Genomic DNA, 18617 nt, shown 5'->3' on the forward strand with positions numbered 1-18617 from the left:
ACATGAATTTCCAGAACTGGGGCCGTGTCAGTTTTTTGCGGAATTGTTCCTTCCCCGACAGCAATGCCCCGTGAACCTGGAAAATACTCTTCGCCAGATCTACACCAATCATTGTATCCTTCATTTTGCCGTCCTCTCCGTTAGATGGTCTACAGACCACCATCTTGGCACATTGCGATGCCGTCAGGGGAGGGCGGCAACCACCCCATCTTCAGTACCTGGAACAGCACATCGCTGATCCTACCGGCGCCAGCCGGTAGTGGTTCAGTCTTCACGCCAGCGTAGCGCGACAGGGAATAGACCTCGCCGCGATAATCGACAGCAACAAAGCCGCGTCGATCACCTCGTGCCAGCCAAAAACCACGTTCCTTGAGAGCGCTCTGAAACGATGACCGATTGTCGGAAGTCGCCCAGCATTGCTGAAGGGGAGTTTTGATTTCTCGCGGATCGACACCCGCGCGTTTTGCTTGCTGCCATTCTTCGCGGCTGAAGTTGAGCGGATCACGCAAACGGCGATCTTGCAGACCACGCGGCATGTCCCAGCCATGTTCAAGATAGAGCTCACGCGAAACATCGCGCAGCTTGGTTTTGTAGTGAGGCATATTGATTGCGCGCATTTTCTCCGTATCAATGCGCGACCACACAACATGTGCATGGCGTCTGCCATCTTTTTCATGAAACACGATTGCACGCGGTTGGTTGTCTAGGCCGAGCTTCTTCCCGATCTGATCAGCTGCGCGCTCGAAAACTTCCGTTTCCAGATATGCCCCTTCAGGCGGGTTCAGACTCATGGAGAACAGGTGGTTCTTGCATCGCGTTCCTTTGGCGATGGCATCGGCCTCGTGGAAGGCTTCAAGTAATTCATCGCTGACGAACCCCGAGACCTCATGAAGCTCGACATGCTCGTTGTCACCCGTTGCCAACAAATATCGCGCCAGCTGACCACCATCACCGCGTTCCTTGGCCTTTAGGATCATGGCGCAGCACCCGGCGATTCACCTAGCGCTCGAAGGAGATCAAGGCGCAGTGCTTTGACCTCTTCGCAGGCGGCAACGAGATCAGCTTCAGTTTCCGGTGTGACCGGAAGCGACCCTGTGTTCACGGCCTTGGCCAGCTGGTTTAGATTTGATGATAATCGTGACCCACCCAAAGCCCCAAGAACGCTGCCCAAGGCTTCGGCATCTTTAATTGGGCTGTTTCCCGGCTTCTTGCGCGGCGTGGCACCGTCATCAAATAACCGTTCCCGAATATGGGCAGCAAGAGAAACGCGCCCGCGATCCGCATCAAGCCTCGCGCGTTCTTCGAACGTCAGACGGATGGAGAACGGTGGCGGATACTTTGACGTTTCCGCCCCAGGCTTTGCGGCGGATGCCGCTATTTCATTGAAATTATGGTCTAAAGTTCTCATCGACGCACCTCAGACTCTTCGAGTCTAATTGTGCGAGATGGCGTTCCCATTCCTCAAGGGAATCGAAGAGATTTTTCAGCTCTTCTGCTCTGAGGGCATTGAACTGGGAGGGGCAATCCTTTTCCCTCTTGGCGCACCATTCCACTTGGTCCGCAGCCTTTGGCTACTTGAGGCCGGTTTGGTTCGAGGGGGCTCCTCTCACCTGCACAATTTCGCCAATCAGACAAATATGACGCCAGACCGCTGATCATCGTGATCAGGCGCCTTTGAAATTGACCCGTCCCTCGATTTCCAGCATGTCGTCGACATCCATTTCTTTGGCCTGCGCGGCGCGGCGTTCGGCCTTTTGGCGGCGCAGGCGGCCGAATTGGCCAATGGCGATGCCAAGCAGGATGATCGCGCCTCCGGGGATCAGGCCGAGGCCGGCGTCTTCGCCGAGCATCAGCATGGCGATCACAAGCGCGGCAACCGGGGAAAACGACGTCGCCAGCGAGATATCGCCCGAGCGCGCGTACTTCAGGCCAAGCGTCCAGGAAAACTGACCGATGATGATCACGATCACTGCGTAAACCCAGACCCATTTCCAGACGATCGAGGCGAAAATATCCTGAAAATGCAGGGCGCCGTAAAGGTACATCGCCAGAAAATAATAGATGATCGTGCCGACAACGGTGCGGTAGATCGAGAAAATGCCAAGCGGAATGCCGCCAAGGCCGACCCGGCTGACGATGGTCGAGGCGATAAAGGACAGGGTGGCAAAGACGGTCGCGATCTCGCCACGGCCAAATTCAAACGACATGCCCTCGCTGTTCAGCACCAGCATCAAAAGCGCCCCGCAAAGCGCAATGAGCCCGGCGCCAAACGCCCAAGGGTCAAGCTTTTCTCCAAGGATGAAATAGGCCGTCAGCAAAAACAGCGGCGGTTCGATCCGACCGATCAGCACCACGTTGGTCACCGTCGTGTAATCGAGCGCGACAAAGAACAGCGCCGGTGTGATAGCCGAGGACAACAGCGCCGACAGGGACAACACGCCCCAATCCCTGCGCGTCAGCTTGCGCAGGTTTTCCAGCGTCCAATCCTTGTAGAACATGAACACCATCGGAATGAGCGACAAAAGCGAGCCGAGAAACAGCAGGTTGCAGAGCGTGATGGCATTGCGCCCCATGATTGGGTGCTCGCGTCCGATATCGGCCAGAAGCGAGACGATGGAATTCGCCGATGCATAGACGATCACCGCCAGCCAGACGAGCGCCGCCCCCATGACGGCTTTTGACATGTCTTTGGTCGGCTCGGTACTGGCTTGGCTCATGATCTCTGTCCTGATCGGGAAAAGGGTTTAGGGGAAAATTGACTTTGGGCGCGTCACAGACAAGCCAAGGGGGTCACACAATGGGTCACGATCACGTCGGCGATCTGAAACCTTTTGTCCATTGCTATGGCATAAACGGAAATTCTCCAAACGGATCATGGGGCATGACAGTTGGGAGAAGGGCTTGGCCCCGACCGGCCGCCCCTGTAGCTTTGTGCCTGACAACAGGAGGATGCCGATGCTCAACGTCAACCCCGAGAGATTTTTGGCCGACCTGCACCGACTGCGCGACTTTGGCGCGGCGGGGGTGGGCAAGGGCGTGGTGCGCCCGGCCTTTAGGGCGCCCGATATTGCCGCGCGTGAATGGCTGGCCGAACGGATGCAGGCCGCCGGGTTGGTGCCGCGATTTGATCCGGTGGGCAACCTCTTCGGGCTTGCGGCGGGGCCGTCCTTGTTGATCGGCTCGCACAGCGACAGCCAGCCCGAGGGCGGCTGGCTTGACGGTGCGCTTGGGGTGATTGCCGGGCTTGAAATCGCCCGCGCCGCGCAAGAGGCGGGCGGGCCTGCGATCTCGGTGGTGTCGTTTCAGGATGAAGAGGGCCGCTTTGGCGTCACCACCGGAAGCGCGATCTGGGGCGGCGCCCTTGCGCTTGAGGTGGCGGATCAACAGGCCGACGGGCAGGGCATCACCTTTGCAAGCGCCCGCGCCGCCATGGCCCATCTGGCGGGTGATTTCGTCGATCCCGGCCAGTTTACCGGCTTTCTTGAGATGCATATCGAGCAGGGGCCCTGGTTATTCGAGGCGCAAGAGGCGGTTGGCGTTGTGAGCGATATCGTCGGCATTCGCGATATGCGGATGACCTTTGAGGGCGAGCAGAACCATGCCGACACCACGCCGATGCACCGCCGTCGCGATGCGTTTCAGGCGCTTGGCCGCTTTAACGCGATGATCAACGACCGGTTTCGCAATGTTGTCACGCCCCAGACGGTCTGGACCATCGGGCACGTGCGCCTGCATCCGGATGCGCATTCGATCGTGCCGGGGCTGGCAGAGTTCTCGATGCAATGGCGCGATGGCGACAGGGATCGTTTGCGCCGGATGGAAGAGATCATCCACAGCACCGCTGCGCAGGTCGCCAAGGAAATGGAGATGACGGTTACGTTCGGGCCGATGCTTGGGCTTGAACCGGTGGCGATGGATGCGCGGCTTCAGGCGGCGTTGCGCGAAAGCGCCGAGGCCGAGGTGCCCGGTCGCTGGCGGTCGATGCAATCGGGGGCGCTGCATGATGCGACCAATGTGGCGCGGCTCATGCCTGCGGCGATGCTGTTCGTGCCCTCGATCAACGGCATCAGCCATGCCTTTGGCGAGGATACCGATGAGGCCGACCTCAGGGTTCTGGCGGGGGCGGCGATGCGGGCGGCCTAGACGCGCCGCTTGTCATCCGTGACCGGCGGGCGCGCAAAAAGAGCCGCCGACCTAGCCCAAAAGGATCGCATCCGAGCCCCCTGCGCCCCGGCGCAGCGCGTGCACATCCGCCAGCTCTGGATCGTTGATCCAGCCAAGCGCGGACTCGCGATCCGGAAAGGACAGGATCGCCGCCATGTCCGGCAGGCTTGGCGCGCCATCAAGGGCGGTCAGGTCCTTGCTGGCCGAAACGACGCTGCCGCCATAAAGGGCAAGCGCCGCGCCGGCCTTTTCGCGGTAGGCGGCAAGTGACTCGGGGTTGGTGATGGTCAAAGCAGCATAGGCATAAATCATTTTCGGGTCTCCGTGAGTGGTGTGAGCGCTAGATAAACGCGAACGCCACATGCGAAAACGCGTGTATTTGCATGTCGCACATGCGATAATGCATGTCATGGAGCTTGACTGGGAAGACATCAAAACCATCCTCGCCGTGGTCCGGGACGGCACGCTTGGCCGCGCCGCGCAAACGCTTGGGGTGAATTATACCACTCGTCGCGCGCCGGATCACGCGGGCCGAAACCGCGCTTGGCCAAAAGCTGTTCGAGCGTCTGACCGAAGGCTACCGCCCGACCGAGCTTGGCCTTTTGGCGGCGCGCCACGGCGAGCAGATGGAGCAACATCAGAACGCTCTGCTGCGTCAATTGCAGGGCAGCGATGAAACCCTGCGTGGCCCGCTTGTGATCACCGCGCCGCAGATTTTGCTAAGCCTGCATCTGGTGCATGTCATCGACCAATTCTGCACCCTACACCCCGAGGTCGAGCTGTCGGTCAATGCCGCCAATGACCTTGTTGATCTGGGGCGTCGCCGCGCCGATCTTGCGGTGCGGGTCAGTGACAGCCCCGGCGATACATTGACCGGCCTGCGGCTGAGCGATCAGCACACGGCCGCCTTTGCCAGCCCCGAGGTCGCACGTCGCATTGCCGCCGCCCCGGATGATCCGGTCGGCTGGATCGTCTATAGCCAGACCAAGGGCGTGCCCGCCGCCGCCCTTGCCCGCAACCCGCGCGGCTTTGTGCGGGCGCGGTTTGACGACATGATCGCGATGACCGGCGCGGCGCAGGCCGGGCTTGGCGTGGTGCGCATGCCGATGTTCATCGGGCGCGGCACGCCGGGGCTTGTGCAGGTGCCGGTGATGGAGCCAACCCCCTACGTGCCGATCTGGGCGGTGGCGCATGCCGATGTCTGGCCCGGCGCCAAGGTCAGCGCGTTTCGCGTCCTGCTCAAGGCGTATTTCCGCGAGCATGGTGCCGAATTTCTGGCCTAGCCCCAGACCACATCGCCAAGAAAGATATAGCCCGCACCGTAGATCGTCTTGATCAAACGCGGGTTCTTGGGGTCTTCGCGCAGCTTGGTGCGCAGCCGCGAAATGCGCACATCCATCGCCCTGTCAAAGCTCTCGCTGGCGGCGCCGCCAAGCGCCTCTTGCATGGTCTGGCGCGAAATAAGCCGCTTGGGCCGTTCCAGAAAGAGCCGGAGGACCTCGCCCTCGGCATGCGAAAACGGGGTTTCGGCGGCGGTTTCATCCTCAAGAATATAGCGATCGAAATGCGCCACCCAGCCGTTGAACCGCGCGGTCTCGCCGCTTTGCGGGCTTGGCGTGCCCCGGCGCAGGCGGGCGCGGATGCGCGCCACCACCTCGGCGGGATCGAAGGGTTTGATGATGTAATCGTCGGCCCCAAGCTCAAGCCCGGTCACCCGGTCCTGAACCTGCGCGCGCCCGGAAATGATGATAACCGTCGCGCCTTGTTCAAGCGCAAGGCGATGCACAAGCGTGAGGCCATCACGATCCGGCAGCGACAGATCGACAAGGCAGACATCCGGCGTTGTCGATCGCAGCGCCGCCTCGAATTCGGTCGCGCGGCCAAAGGCCATGGTGCGAAACCCGGCCTCGTTCAGGGCATCCGCCAGCATGGTGCGGATCGCGGGTTCGTCATCGAGAATGGTCACAAGCGGCGCGGTCATGGGCGAACTCCGGTGTTGAGGGCCGCGTCAAGCTGGGTCGCGGTGAAAGGTTTGCGCAGAACGGGGCCGACGCGCGTGGCCGCACGGTGCAGCGGATCGTCGGGCGGAAGCGATGTCATGAGAACAAGCGGGCAATCGGCCCGCCGGGGCAGGGCGGCAAGATCAAGCCCGGTCTTGTCCCCCTCTAGCACGATATCGGACAGCACTGCGGAAATCTCTTGCAGTTCGGCGATCAGCGCCTGTGCCTCGTCCACGCTTGTCGCCTCGATCACGCTATGCCCGGCGCTGCGCAGCATGTCGCGCAGGGTGCTGCGCAGATCGGGGCTGTCCTCGACCAAAAGCACAAGACCCGGCGGGCGGGTTGCCCCGGCCGGGCGCAACGGCAGGCTAAGTGCGACGCGCCCGCCCGTTTCAGTGTTGCCAAGCGTGATCCGCCCGCCCGCGAGCTTGGTCATGTCATAAACCATCGGAAGCCCAAGCCCCGAGCCTTCGCCGCCCTTGGTGGTAAAGAACGGATCAAGCGCATGCACAAGCGCCTCGGGGGTAAAGCCGGGGCCGGTATCGGTGACCGCGAATTCAAGCCAGGTGTCCTGTAGCGGGGCCGCCGTCAGGGTGATGGCGCCGCGTATGCCACAGGCATCGCGCGCGTTCAGCAACAGGTTCAACAGCGAATCTTGCAACATGCCGGCATCCAGAAGATAGCGGTCACCGGCGCCCTGATTGTCGATCCTGAGGGTGATGCCGGGGGGCAGCGCCGAGCGCGCAAGCGTTTCCAGATCGCCCAGAAAGGCCGCAAGATCGGTTGGCACCGGCTCATGCTCGCGCGGCCCGGTCATATCGGCGATCCGGTGCAAGAGACCGCCGCCGCGCCGCGCCGCCGCCAGCGTCGCATTGATTAGCTCGTCCGCCTGCGCCGGAAGCCCCATCCGCCCAAGCCGCGATTGCATGCCCAGAATGATCGTGAGCAGGTTCGAGAAATCATGCGCAAGCCCGCTGGTCAGCTGTGCTGCCATCTCGCGCCGCCGGGTCTGTTGCAGGGCGGCGCGAGTCTGGCTTTCTTCGGTGATATCCATCGACAGGATATAGACCCCCCCAGTGCTCTGATCCGGTGTCAGGGCGACGCGGATACGGCGCGAGCTTGGCTCGTGGGTGAATTCGAACACCGAGGGCGTGTCGGCATAGGCCTTGTCAAGCTGTGGGCCGATCACCGACCAGGGTTGGACCCCGAGCACTTCGGCGGCGTGCACGCCGATGATTTCGGGTTTTGATCCGGGCATCACCGAGGTCAGGCGGCGGTTGGAATAGGTGTAACAGCGGTCGGGCCCGACATGCGCGATATGGGCCGGCATCATCTCGGCGGTCAGGCGTGCGCGGGCCTCGGCCTCGGTGATCTGGCGCTTGGCCTCTTCGAGGGCGGTCACGGTCGCCTCTAGCTGGCGGTTGGTGGCGGCCAATTCCTCGGAATAGGTCAAAAGCTGATCCGAGAGTTCTTCGGAGCGGCCCCGCAACAGCGCCTCTTGCTGTTTGGCACGGCTGATATCGGTATAGACCGTCACCCATCCGCCCTGCGGCAGGGGCGAGCCTTCGACGCTGATGGTGCGGCCATTGGCGCGGGTGCGTTCCATGTAATGACGCTCGAACGCGCTGGCCTGTTCGACGCGGGTTTGCACAAAGCCGTCGAGATCGCCGACATCGCCATAATCGCCGCGCTCGGCCAGATAGCGGATCGTGTCAGAGAAATCGGCGCCCGGCGTCACAAGAACCTGCGGCAGGTCGAACATTTCCTGAAAGCGGCGGTTGCAGACCACCAGCCGCAGATCGTGGTCATAGATCGTCAGGGCCTGCTGAATGAGATTCAGCCCGGCACTTGTCATTTCCTGGGTCTGGCCGCTGTTTGGCTGCATCTAGCTGTCGCCCCGCTGTCTGGCGTTTGATCTAAGCATGCCGGGTGGTCCAGGCCAAGGCCTCTTCAAGCCGGTCATCGCCCCAGAAAAGCTCATCTCCGACGGTAAAACTCGGCGCGCCAAAGAGTCCGCGCGCCATGGCCTCTTCGGTGCTGCGGCGCAGGATCAGCCGGTTGTCATCCTGCCCGGCCCGGTCGATCAGATCACAGGGCAGGCCGGTGCTCTCAAGACAGTCCCTGATCACCGCCGCCTCGGCAATGTCGCGGCCCTGACCGAACTGGGCGGCAAACACCGAGCGACAGAATGCAACGCCCTGTGTGGTGCCAAGCGCAAGCTGCGCCACCCGTGCGGCCAGCACGCTATTTTGCGGCATGTTGTCGAGCTCTTTCAGCGGCAAGCCAAGCGCTTGTGTTCGACGCGCCATGTCGCGCCACATGTAGCGGCCCTTGGCGGGATAGATCCGGAACGGCGAGGTGGTCCAGCCCTGCGCGGCAAAGATCGGTCCCAACAAAAACGGTCGCCATGACACCTCGACACCCGCCGCGCGCGCCAGCGGGCCAAGACGCATCGCGCTGAGATAGGAATAGGTCGAGGCGAAATCGAACCAGAATTCTATGCGCGGTTGGGGCATGCGGCCTCTTGCAACGGGGGTGACATGTCACGTTTCCGGCGCAGGCTGCGGCATGTCAAGCGGATCGGACCGCTTGTTACAATTCGTAAGATTTGGGAAATGTTCAGGAAAAAGTTGACGGCGACCATGAAACAAGCACCCTTTGGGTGAGGAAAGAATCGCCCCAAGGCGGTCATCTGTTCGCATCGCGAACATATGGGAGGATAAAATTTGGCACAGCCGTCTCAGGCGACCGGCGGAATGGATTCCATTCCGGCGCTGTTGCAACGTAACGCGACCCAGTATGGCGACAAATCCGCCTATCGGGAAAAGGAATACGGAATCTGGCAGAGCTGGACGTGGTCCGAAACCGAGAAAGAGATCGAGGCGCTTGCGCTTGGGTTGATCAATCTTGGCGTCAACGAGGGCGATTTCATTGCCGTGATCGGCCGCAACCGCCCGCATTTCTATTGGGCGATGGTTGCCGCGCAATCGGTGGGTGCCATCCCCGTGCCGCTTTATCAGGACGCCGCCGCCGACGAGATGGCCTATGTGATGGAGCATTGCGGCGCGCGCTTTGCCATCGTTCAGGACCAAGAGCAGGTCGACAAGCTTATCGAGGTTCAGGGCGGGCTTAAGCAGCTTGAGCACATGATTTATGTCGATCCGCGTGGCTTGCGCAAATATGACCATCACAAACTACATCAGTTCAGCCATATTCAGGAGCAGGGCCGAGCTGCGCGCGAAGAATTCATCACCGATCTCAAGGCGCGGCGCGAAAAGCTGAAGTATGACAGCATCTGCGTGATGCTTTACACCTCGGGCACCACCGGCAAGCCCAAGGGCGTTGTTCTCAGCAACCGCAATATCATCGAGGCGTCCCGTTCGTCTTCGGATTTCGATCACCTTGGCGCGGGCGAAGAGGTTCTGGCCTATCTGCCGATGGCCTGGGTCGGCGATTTCATCTTTTCCATCGGTCAGGCCTATTGGTGCGCCTTCTGCGTCAATTGCCCCGAAAGCGCCGAAACGATGCAGACCGACCTGCGCGAAATCGGCCCGACCTATTACTTTGCCCCGCCGCGGGTGTTTGAAACCCAGCTCACCAACGTGATGATCCGCATGGAAGACGCCAGCCGCATGAAGAAGTGGCTGTTTGATACCTTCATGGCGCATGCCCGCAAGGTTGGCCCGGCCATTCTTGACGGCAAAGAGGTGGGCCTCTGGGACCGGATCAAGTACAAGCTTGGCAATCTGTTTGTCTATGGCCCCCTCAAGGACACGCTTGGCCTTGGCCGGGTGCGCGTCGGCTATACTGCGGGCGAGGCGATCGGCCCGGAAATCTTTGATTTCTATCGCTCTTTGGGCATCAACCTGAAACAGCTTTACGGCCAGACCGAAGCCTCGGTGTTTATCACCCTGCAACCCGATGGCGAGGTGCGCAGCGATACCGTGGGCGTGCCGGCACCCGGCGTCGAAATTCGCATCGCCGACAATGGCGAGGTGTTCTATCGCAGCCCCGGCACGTTTGAATATTACTACAAGAACGCCGAAAGCACCGCCGACACCAAAGACCCCGAAGGTTGGGTCGCGACCGGCGATGCCGGCTTTTTTGACAAGGACAACGGCCACCTGCGCATCATCGACCGCGCCAAGGATGTCGGCAAGATGGCCGACGGCCGCCTGTTCGCGCCGAAATACGTCGAAAACAAGCTCAAGTTCTACCCCAACATCCTTGAGGCGGTGGTCTTTGGCAACGAGCGCGAGGCCTGCACGGCCTTTATCAACATCGACCTGACGGCGGTCGGCAACTGGGCCGAGCGCAACAATATCGGCTATGCCTCCTATCAGGAATTGGCCGGGCATCCGATGGTGCTTGATGCCATTCAGGCGCATGTGGAAGAGGTCAACCGCTCTTTGGCGGATGACCCGATGCTGTCGCATTGTCAGGTCAACCGCTTCCTGATCCTGCACAAGGAACTTGATGCAGATGACGGCGAAATGACTCGCACCCGCAAGGTGCGCCGCCGGATTGTTGAGGATAAGTTCAAGGATCTGATCGACGCGCTTTATGACGGATCGAGCGAAATCTACACCGAAACCGAAGTGACCTATGAAGATGGGCGCAAGGGCTCGATCAGCGCGACGCTGACGATCCGCGACGCGGCGGTTGCAGATGTACCAGACGTAAAGGTGGCAGCAGAATGAATGATATGACACCAGAGGGTTACACCACCGCAGATGGCCGCAAGATCGGCGGCGTGGTGATGGAGATGAAGAACATCACCCTGCGTTTCGGTGGTGTGGTGGCGATCAAGGACATCAGCTTTGACATCCGTCAGGGCGAAATCCGCGCCATCATCGGCCCCAATGGCGCCGGCAAGTCGAGCATGCTCAACGTGATCTCGGGCTTTTACAATCCGCAAGAGGGCGAGGTCTGGTACAAGGGCGAACGCCGCCCGCCGATGAAACCCTTCGAGGTGGCCCAACAGGGCATCGCGCGGACCTTTCAGAACATCGCGCTGTTCGAGGGCATGACCGTTCTCGACAACGTCATGACCGGCCGTATCCGCGAGATGAAAGCCGGGCTTTTCTCACAGGCGATCTGGAAAGGCAAGGCCGAGCGCGAAGAGGTTGAAAACCGCGCCGTCGTGGAAAAGGTCATCGACTTTCTTGAAATTCAGCACATCCGCAAAACCCCGGTCGGGCGTCTGCCTTACGGGTTGAAAAAGCGGGTCGAGCTGGCGCGGGCGCTGGCGGCAGAACCGTCGATCCTTTTGCTCGACGAGCCAATGGCGGGCATGAACGTCGAGGAAAAAGAGGACATGAGCCGCTTTATTCTGGATGTGAACGACGAGTTTGGCACCACAATCGCGCTTATCGAGCACGACATGGGCGTCGTGATGGATCTGAGCGACCGCGTGGTCGTGATGGATTACGGCAAGAAGATCGGTGACGGCACACCCGACGAGGTGCGCAACAATCAGGATGTGATCGACGCCTATCTTGGGGTTGCCCATGATTGAGGTTCTGACAGAGGCCGGGATTTTCACCCGGCACGCCGCCCACCCACCCACCCCGGCGCGCCGGGTGAAAATTGCATTGAACGGAGACCGTAGCCATGCCTGAACAGCTGATATGGGGAATGGAGGTCTTTTTGAACGGCCTCATGGCGGGGGTGCTTTATGCGCTCGTCGCGCTTGGCTTTGTTCTGATCTTCAAGGCGAGCGGAATTTTCAACTATGCCCAGGGCGTCATGGCGCTTTTCGCGGCGCTGACGCTTGTCGGGATCATGGAAGGGCAGGTGCCCTTCAGCCACCTGATCAACGCGATCTTCGGCACCGAAGTGCATCATTTCGGATGGCATGTGCCGGCCTTGCTGGCGATTTTGTTAACCATGGTGGTGATGGTGGCGATGGCCTGGGTCGTCAACCAGTTGATCTTTCGCCATCTGGTCAATCAGGAACCGATCATCCTGTTCATGGCGACCATCGGTCTGGCCTATTTCCTTGAGGGATTTGGCGACATGATGTGGGGCAGCGACATCAAGAAGCTTGATGTCGGCCTGCCGCAGGGCCTTAACCCGTTCATCGACGAGGTGACCTATAACATCTTCGGATACGGCTTTTTCATCGACAACCTTGATGTTGTGGCCACGGTTGTGGCGGCGCTTCTGGTGATCGTGTTGGTGATCTTTGCGCAGTATTCCAAGCAGGGCCGCGCCATGCGCGCCGTGGCCGATGACCATCAGGCGGCGCTTAGCGTTGGCATCAGTCTCAACTTCATCTGGGTCATGGTCTGGTCGCTTGCGGGCTTTGTCGCCCTTGTTGCCGGGATCATGTGGGGCACCAAATCGGGGGTTCAGTTCTCGCTCTCGTTGATCGCGCTCAAGGCACTTCCGGTGCTGATGCTGGGCGGGTTTACCTCGATCCCCGGCGCCATCGTCGGCGGTCTGATCATCGGCGTCGGTGAAAAGGTGTTCGAATTCGCAATCGGCGCGCCCTATCTGGGCGGCGCGACCGAAATCTGGTTCGCCTATGTTCTGGCGCTCATCTTCCTCGTGTTCCGGCCTCAGGGTCTGTTCGGCGAGAAGATAATCGAGCGGGTGTGACGCCATGCAAAAGCTGATTGCTATCGTCAATGTCATCGCATGGGGTGGGTTCTGGGCCTTTGGCTATCTCGCGCTGTCTTCTGATATCAATGCCACCGGCCAGATGGTCACCGCCGCGATCCTCGCGGCCATGGGCGGCGGTTTGGGCATGCTCGCGTTTTTCTGGCTGGTGCGCCATTCCGAAGAGACCGGCTATGCCAAACGGCCCAACCGCGCAAACAAGCGCGACGACGAGATTGATACCTATGGGGAGGTGACCAGAAATGTTCTATCGTGAAGCAGGTGACTTCAAGACGTCCTATACCGAGGACAACCAGACCTTTCCGATCAAGTTTGACCGCTATCGCTATTACGCGGTTCTGGTATTCGCCTTTGCCGTGGTGCCGTTTGTCATCAACGACTATTGGGTCAACGCGGTTTTCCTGCCGTTCCTGATCTACGCGATTGCCGCCATCGGCCTGAATATCCTTGTGGGCTATTGCGGGCAGGTCAGCCTTGGCACCGGCGGTTTCATGGCCGTGGGCGCCTATGCGGTTTATAAGCTGATGACGTCCTTCCCGGATGTCAGCATGTTCATCCATGTCATTCTGGCGGGGGTGATCACGGCCGTGGTGGGGGTTCTGTTTGGCCTGCCATCGCTGCGCATCAAGGGCTTTTACCTTGCGGTGGCGACGTTGGCGGCACAGTTCTTTCTGGTCTGGCTGTTCAACCGTGTGCCGTGGTTTTACAACTATTCGGCCTCGGGCCAGATTTCCGCGCCCGAGCGCACCGTTCTCGGCGTGCCGATCACCGGTGCCGAAACCGCGCCCTGGGCGGCCTATCTGTTCTGCCTTGTCTTCGTGACGGTCTGTGCGATCATCGCCCGCAACCTGACGCGGGGCATGGCGGGGCGTAAATGGATGGCGATCCGCGACATGGATATCGCCGCCGAGATCATCGGGGTGAACCCGCTCAAGGCCAAGCTGACGGCCTTTGCCGTAAGCTCTTTCTTTGTCGGTATCTCGGGCGCGCTGTTCTTTTCGGTCTATCTTGGCGCGGTCGAAGTGGGTGAGGTGTTTGGCATCAACAAATCCTTCCTCGTGCTGTTCATGGTGATCATCGGCGGGCTTGGCTCGATCTTCGGAAGCTTTGCGGGCGCGGCATTCCTTGTGCTGTTGCCGGTGCTTCTCAAGAACACGCTTGTTGGCGGTCTTGGATGGCCGACCGACCTTGCGGCGCACCTTGAGTTCATCATCGTTGGCGCGCTGATCATCATCTTCTTGATCGCGGAACCACACGGGCTTGCCCAATTGTGGCGCGTGACCAAGGAAAAACTGAGACTTTGGCCTTTCCCACACTAGGGGCAGGTCTGGAACGTGTGGTGCGCCATAAAATACGCACCCTACGCAATATCGGAAAAATCCAAGGGAGGAACTAAACCGATGAAACTTAAACTGGCAACTGCCGCGATCGCGGCCGTGATGGCCGCAGGACCGGCGCTGGCGGACCTGACGTTCAGCGCGCTGAGCTATCGCACCGGGCCCTATGCGGCCAACGGCATTCCGTTTGCGGATGGCTATATTGATTACTTCACCCTGCTCAACGAGCGGGATGGCGGCATCAATGGCGAGAAGGTCAATATCGTTGAATGCGAGACCGGCTATAACACCGAAAAAGGTGTGGAATGCTACGAGTCGACCAAAGGCTCGGGCGCGCTTGTCTATCAGCCGCTGTCGACCGGCATCACCTATCAGCTGATCCCCAAGGTGACCTCGGACAACATTCCGCTGCACTCGATGGGCTATGGCCGGACCTCGGCCAAGAACGGCAAGGTGTTCACCAATATCTTCAACTATCCCGCCAACTATTGGGATGGGGCAAGCCACGCGGTCACGCATATTCTTGACATCAACGGTGGCGACATCAGCGGCAAGAAAATCGCGCTGGTCTATCACAACTCTGCCTATGGCAAAGAGCCGATCCGCACCTTGGAAGAGCTTGCCAAGAAGCACGGCTACGAGCTGACCCTTCTGCCCGTTGACCACCCCGGTCAGGAGCAGAAATCGCAATGGCTCCAGATCCGTCGCGAAAAGCCGGATTACGTGCTGATGTGGGGCTGGGGCGTGATGAACCAGGTTGCCGTTCAGGAAGCCGTGAACATCCGTTTCCCGATGGAAAACTTCATCGGTATCTGGTGGTCGGGTTCGGAAAACGACGTGCTGCCTGCGGGCGACGGCGCGAATGGCTATAAGGCGCTGACCTTCCACAACCTTGGCAGCGATTATCCGTTCTACGCGGATTTGAAGAAATACGTTGTGGATACCGGCAAAACAGCCGGGGCCGGCGATCAGCTTGGCACCGCGCTTTATAACCGGGGCATGTATGCCGCGATGCTGGCAGCCGAGGCGGCGAAAACCGCGCAGGACATGCATGGCACCACCGCGATCACCCCTGCGATGATGCGCGATGGCATGGAAAACCTTGAGATGACCGAAGCGAAGATGGCCGCCCTTGGCCTTCCGAAATTCGGCCCCGAGTTCAAGGTGTCGTGCGAAAACCACGGTGGCGACGGCTTTGGTGCCGTGGCGCAGTGGGATGCCGCAGCGAAAGAATGGAACCTGATCACCGATTACTTCCAGTCGGATCAGGAAATCCTGGCGCCGCTGATTGCAGAAGATTCGGCCGCTTATGCCGCCGAGAACGGCATCACGCCGGGCTGCTAAGCCAGTGATCTTTTCCCCGGCCGCGGTATCTGCGGTGGCCGGGGGATTTTGAGTATTTTTCGAACGATGAAAGCAGGGCCGAGTGCCCGACCGGGACGGAGACACGGGATGTTGGATGCAGGACCGAGTGACGAGACCCTACTTGAGGTCAACAATATCGAGGTGATCTACAATCACGTCATCCTTGTTCTGAAGGGTGTTAGCCTTAAGGTGCCGAAAGGCGGGATCACGGCCCTTTTGGGGGGCAATGGCGCGGGCAAGACCACGACGCTCAAGGCCGTGTCGAACCTGCTCAAGTCCGAACGTGGCGAGGTCACCAAGGGCAGCATCATGTATCGCGGCGAACGCGTGCAGGATCTGATGCCCTCTGATCTTGTGAAAAAAGGTGTCATTCAGGTGATGGAAGGGCGTCACTGTTTCGAGCACCTGACGGTCGAGGAAAACCTTTTGACCGGCGCCTATACGCGCGGCTCGTCGCGGGGCGAGATCGACGAGGATCTGAACAAGGTCTATGAATATTTTCCGCGCCTGAAAGAGCGGCGCAAAAGCCAGGCGGGCTATACCTCGGGGGGCGAGCAGCAGATGGTTGCCATCGGGCGCGCCCTGATGAGCCGCCCCGAGACGATCCTGCTGGATGAGCCAAGCATGGGCCTTGCGCCGCAGCTTGTGGAGCAGATTTTCAACATCGTGAAGACGCTCAACGAGGAAGAGGGTTATACCTTTCTTCTGGCTGAGCAGAACACCAACGTGGCGCTGCGCTTTGCCCACTATGGCTATATCCTTGAATCCGGGCGCGTGGTGATGGATGGCCCTGCGGCAAGTCTGCGCGAGAACCCGGACGTGAAGGAATTCTACCTTGGGGTGTCGGACGAGGGCCGCAAATCGTTCCGCGATGTGCGCAGCTATCGCCGTCGTAAGCGTTGGCTGAGCTAAGAGGTCAGCCTTGCATCAGCTCTGCTCTCAACTCCTCGATCAGATCGAGCGCCTCTTGCCGGGTATTGCGAATGTTGGGGCGAAAGCCCTGGCTTTCCGCCCGCAGGCGAATGTCGGCCTCGGTTTCCGATCCGGCGGCATAGCGCACCGAGCCCAGAGAGGCCGCAATGTTAAGGCGTTTGCCGCGGTGGGCGTATTGGATCCAGGCCGCAGGCAGGATCTGACAGGCGTTCATGTCGACCAGAAAGAACCATTTGCGGTCGCTCTCTTTGATCCGCTCTTCGATGTAGTCGTAAAAGTCGTTGACGTCCTTACTGTGGTGAAAGGTGAAATGCGAGAAATCGACATCCATAATCACGGTTGCGGGGTCAAACGACAGGCGGGCGACGAAATCGGCCCGGGAATGGTTGGCCTCGTGGAGCAACCGCTTGCGGCGTTTGCTGGGCAAGGTCTTGATGCGGGCAATGGCGGCGTCGCGATCCGAGAACAGGTTGGGATCAAACGCCTCGGTATTGGCCGCGCGCTCGATTTGGCGGCGGGTGACATCAGAGGCATCAAAGCGGACCGAGCCCATGGAATGCGCCATGTTGAGCGCGCGGCCGCGCCGCGAATAGGCGGTCCAGGCGGTCGGGTCGATCCGGGTGTCGTTGAGGTTGACCAAAAAGAACCAAAGCTCTTCGCCGGTCTCGGCGATGCGGTGTTCAAGGCGGTCATAAAAGCGGTTGACCACTTCGCTGCTGTCAAAATGAAAGTCGGAAAAATCGGCCTCCATGATGTGCAGGCTGTCGTCAAATCTTATCCGGCAATCAAGGTTGACCTGATCGGGTGCGGTGGACAGCTGCGTTTCGCTCATGGTCGGGCCCTCGGAACTAATGCGTCACCGTATCATTTGTATACGATGGTATGCGGGGTTTCGCCTAAAAGGCGATTCCAATCAATTGGTCAAGCTGTCGCAACGTAAGGCGACAGGCAGAGGATATTACCATGACCCAGTATTTCGATGATCTTGAGGCGCGCAACCCTGAGGAGAGAGCGGAGGCGATATCCCGCGCATTGCCCGCGCAAATCGCGGCGGCTCAGGCCTTGCCGGGCTATGGCGAGACCCTCAGGGAAATCGACGCGGCGGCGATCACGACCATTGCCGATCTGGCCCAATTGCCGGTCCTGCGCAAATCCGATCTGGGGCGGGCACAGGGCAATGCGGCGCCCTTTGGCGGGCTGACAACACGGCCTGCGCATGGATTTTCCCATATTTTCCAATCCCCTGGACCGATTTATGAACCCGGAGGCACCGATCACGATTGGTGGCGGATGGGCCGGTTTTTGCATGCCTGCGGGATTGGCAAGGGTGATATCGTGCAGAACTGTTTCGGCTATCACCTGACGCCGGCCGGCATGATCTTTGAAAACGGTGCGCGCGCGGTCGGGGCGGCGGTCTTGCCTGCGGGCACCGGGCAGACCGAGCTTCAGGCACGCGCCGCGCATGACGTGGGGGTCACCGCCTATGCCGGTACGCCGGATTATCTCAAGGTGATTCTCGACAAGGCTGACGAGCTTGGCCTGCCGCTCAAGATCACCCGCGCGGCGGTTGGCGGCGGCGCTCTGTTCCCGTCGCTGCGCAGCGAATACGGCGAGCGCGGCATCGCCTGTCTGCAATGCTATGCCACGGCCGATCTTGGCAATATCGCCTATGAAAGCCCCGCGCAGGAGGGGATGATTGTCGATGAGGGCGTGATCGTCGAGATCGTCACCCCCGGCACCGGCAACCCGGTTGCCCCCGGCGAGGTCGGCGAGGTCGTGGTGACCACGCTCAACCCCGACTATCCGCTGATCCGTTTCGCCACCGGCGATCTGAGCGCGGTGATGGAGGGGGAAAGCCCCTGTGGGCGTACCAATACTCGCATCAAGGGCTGGATGGGGCGCGCCGATCAGACCACCAAGATCAAGGGCATGTTCGTGCGCCCCGAGCAGGTTGCGGCGCTTGTCGCCGGGCATGCCGGGATCGCGCGCGCCCGCGTCATCGCCAGCCGCGAAGGCGAGGCCGATGTGATGACCGTCAAGATCGAGACCGACGCCGAGAATGGTGATGCCTTTGCCGATGCGGTGGCCGAAACGCTCAAGCTCAAGGGCCGGATCGAGGTGGTCGCCAAGGGCAGCCTTCCAAACGATGGCAAAGTGATAGAAGATCAACGCACCTACGAGTGAGTCGAAAGGA

18 protein-coding genes and 1 pseudogene are annotated in these 18617 nt (G+C 60.1%); 10 read left to right on the forward strand and 9 right to left on the reverse strand.

Annotated elements, in window-relative coordinates; all coding sequences use genetic code 11:
• The 4 genes and pseudogenes from ROG8370_RS21465 to ROG8370_RS16730 all read right to left on the reverse strand — a co-directional run.
• A pseudogene (locus ROG8370_RS21465) lies at window positions 1-124 on the reverse strand (IS110 family RNA-guided transposase); the annotation flags it as partial.
• A gap of 25 nt (window positions 125-149) precedes the next feature.
• A complete protein-coding gene (locus tag ROG8370_RS16715) occupies window positions 150-977 on the reverse strand; it encodes a relaxase/mobilization nuclease domain-containing protein (RefSeq protein WP_085828311.1) in 828 nt (275 codons plus the stop codon).
• Window positions 974-1408, reverse strand: coding sequence for a hypothetical protein (locus tag ROG8370_RS16720; RefSeq protein WP_085828312.1), 435 nt, complete (start codon window positions 1406-1408; stop codon window positions 974-976). The genes ROG8370_RS16715 and ROG8370_RS16720 overlap by 4 nt, the downstream gene beginning before the upstream one ends.
• Before the next feature lie 256 nt (window positions 1409-1664).
• Window positions 1665-2717 carry a DMT family transporter gene (locus ROG8370_RS16730; protein ID WP_085828314.1) on the reverse strand — a complete coding sequence of 351 codons (1053 nt, stop codon included), beginning with the start codon at window positions 2715-2717 and terminating at the stop codon, window positions 1665-1667.
• Window positions 2718-2955: 238 nt separating this feature from the next.
• Here ROG8370_RS16730 and ROG8370_RS16735 point away from each other — a divergent pair, with 238 nt between their 5' ends.
• Window positions 2956-4143 (forward strand): hydantoinase/carbamoylase family amidase, encoded by a 1188-nt coding sequence (locus ROG8370_RS16735; protein WP_085828338.1) that lies wholly within the window; start codon window positions 2956-2958, stop codon window positions 4141-4143.
• 51 nt (window positions 4144-4194) lie between these two features.
• Here the strand turns inward: ROG8370_RS16735 and ROG8370_RS16740 are convergent, their stop codons facing one another.
• Entirely contained in the window at window positions 4195-4476 is a 282-nt protein-coding gene (locus ROG8370_RS16740; RefSeq protein ID WP_085828315.1) for a DUF1330 domain-containing protein, read from the reverse strand.
• Window positions 4477-4790: 314 nt separating this feature from the next.
• Between ROG8370_RS16740 and ROG8370_RS16750 the strand changes: the two genes are divergently transcribed.
• Window positions 4791-5447, forward strand: a complete 657-nt coding sequence (locus ROG8370_RS16750) for a LysR substrate-binding domain-containing protein (protein ID WP_085828317.1) — start codon at window positions 4791-4793, stop codon at window positions 5445-5447.
• Here ROG8370_RS16750 and ROG8370_RS16755 read toward each other — a convergent pair.
• The 3 genes from ROG8370_RS16755 to ROG8370_RS16765 are packed head-to-tail and all read right to left on the reverse strand — an operon-like array spanning window position 5444 to window position 8680.
• Entirely contained in the window at window positions 5444-6145 is a 702-nt protein-coding gene (locus tag ROG8370_RS16755) for a response regulator transcription factor (RefSeq protein ID WP_085828318.1), read from the reverse strand. The two genes, ROG8370_RS16750 and ROG8370_RS16755, sit on opposite strands and share 4 nt — an antisense overlap.
• Complete coding sequence (locus ROG8370_RS16760) at window positions 6142-8049, reverse strand: PAS-domain containing protein (RefSeq protein WP_085828319.1); 1908 nt, start codon at window positions 8047-8049, stop codon at window positions 6142-6144. Before ROG8370_RS16760 ends, ROG8370_RS16755 begins: the two co-directional genes overlap by 4 nt.
• Before the next feature lie 31 nt (window positions 8050-8080).
• Complete coding sequence (locus ROG8370_RS16765; protein ID WP_085828320.1) at window positions 8081-8680, reverse strand: 2-hydroxychromene-2-carboxylate isomerase; 600 nt, start codon at window positions 8678-8680, stop codon at window positions 8081-8083.
• Between the two features lie 240 nt (window positions 8681-8920).
• Between ROG8370_RS16765 and ROG8370_RS16770 the strand changes: the two genes are divergently transcribed.
• The 7 genes from ROG8370_RS16770 (at window position 8921) to ROG8370_RS16800 (ending at window position 16402) form a co-directional block, all read left to right on the forward strand.
• A complete protein-coding gene (locus ROG8370_RS16770) occupies window positions 8921-10864 on the forward strand; it encodes an AMP-binding protein (RefSeq protein WP_085828321.1) in 1944 nt (647 codons plus the stop codon).
• On the forward strand, window positions 10861-11682 hold the full coding sequence (locus ROG8370_RS16775; RefSeq protein WP_085828322.1) for an ABC transporter ATP-binding protein: 822 nt from the start codon (window positions 10861-10863) through the stop codon (window positions 11680-11682). The genes ROG8370_RS16770 and ROG8370_RS16775 overlap by 4 nt, the downstream gene beginning before the upstream one ends.
• A gap of 95 nt (window positions 11683-11777) precedes the next feature.
• Window positions 11778-12767 (forward strand): branched-chain amino acid ABC transporter permease, encoded by a 990-nt coding sequence (locus tag ROG8370_RS16780; protein WP_085828323.1) that lies wholly within the window; start codon window positions 11778-11780, stop codon window positions 12765-12767.
• Window positions 12768-12771: 4 nt separating this feature from the next.
• Window positions 12772-13044: a hypothetical protein gene (locus ROG8370_RS16785; protein WP_085828324.1), complete on the forward strand. Its 273-nt coding sequence runs from the start codon at window positions 12772-12774 to the stop codon at window positions 13042-13044.
• Window positions 13031-14107 (forward strand): branched-chain amino acid ABC transporter permease, encoded by a 1077-nt coding sequence (locus ROG8370_RS16790; RefSeq protein ID WP_085828325.1) that lies wholly within the window; start codon window positions 13031-13033, stop codon window positions 14105-14107. Before ROG8370_RS16785 ends, ROG8370_RS16790 begins: the two co-directional genes overlap by 14 nt.
• A gap of 81 nt (window positions 14108-14188) precedes the next feature.
• Window positions 14189-15469, forward strand: coding sequence for an ABC transporter substrate-binding protein (locus tag ROG8370_RS16795; protein WP_085828326.1), 1281 nt, complete (start codon window positions 14189-14191; stop codon window positions 15467-15469).
• A gap of 108 nt (window positions 15470-15577) precedes the next feature.
• Window positions 15578-16402: an ABC transporter ATP-binding protein gene (locus ROG8370_RS16800; protein ID WP_073198693.1), complete on the forward strand. Its 825-nt coding sequence runs from the start codon at window positions 15578-15580 to the stop codon at window positions 16400-16402.
• A 4-nt stretch (window positions 16403-16406) separates the two neighbouring features.
• On the opposite strand, the gene ROG8370_RS16805 is transcribed toward ROG8370_RS16800, so the two are convergent.
• The gene (locus tag ROG8370_RS16805; RefSeq protein ID WP_085828327.1) at window positions 16407-17255 is read right to left on the reverse strand and encodes a hypothetical protein; all 849 of its coding nucleotides are present in this window, start codon (window positions 17253-17255) and stop codon (window positions 16407-16409) included.
• A 131-nt stretch (window positions 17256-17386) separates the two neighbouring features.
• Here ROG8370_RS16805 and ROG8370_RS16810 point away from each other — a divergent pair, with 131 nt between their 5' ends.
• Window positions 17387-18607, forward strand: coding sequence for a phenylacetate--CoA ligase family protein (locus tag ROG8370_RS16810; RefSeq protein ID WP_085828328.1), 1221 nt, complete (start codon window positions 17387-17389; stop codon window positions 18605-18607).
• Window positions 18608-18617: the final 10 nt, after the last annotated feature.

It is taken from the genome of Roseovarius gaetbuli (assembly GCF_900172365.1).
GTDB classification, from domain to species: domain Bacteria; phylum Pseudomonadota; class Alphaproteobacteria; order Rhodobacterales; family Rhodobacteraceae; genus Roseovarius; species Roseovarius gaetbuli.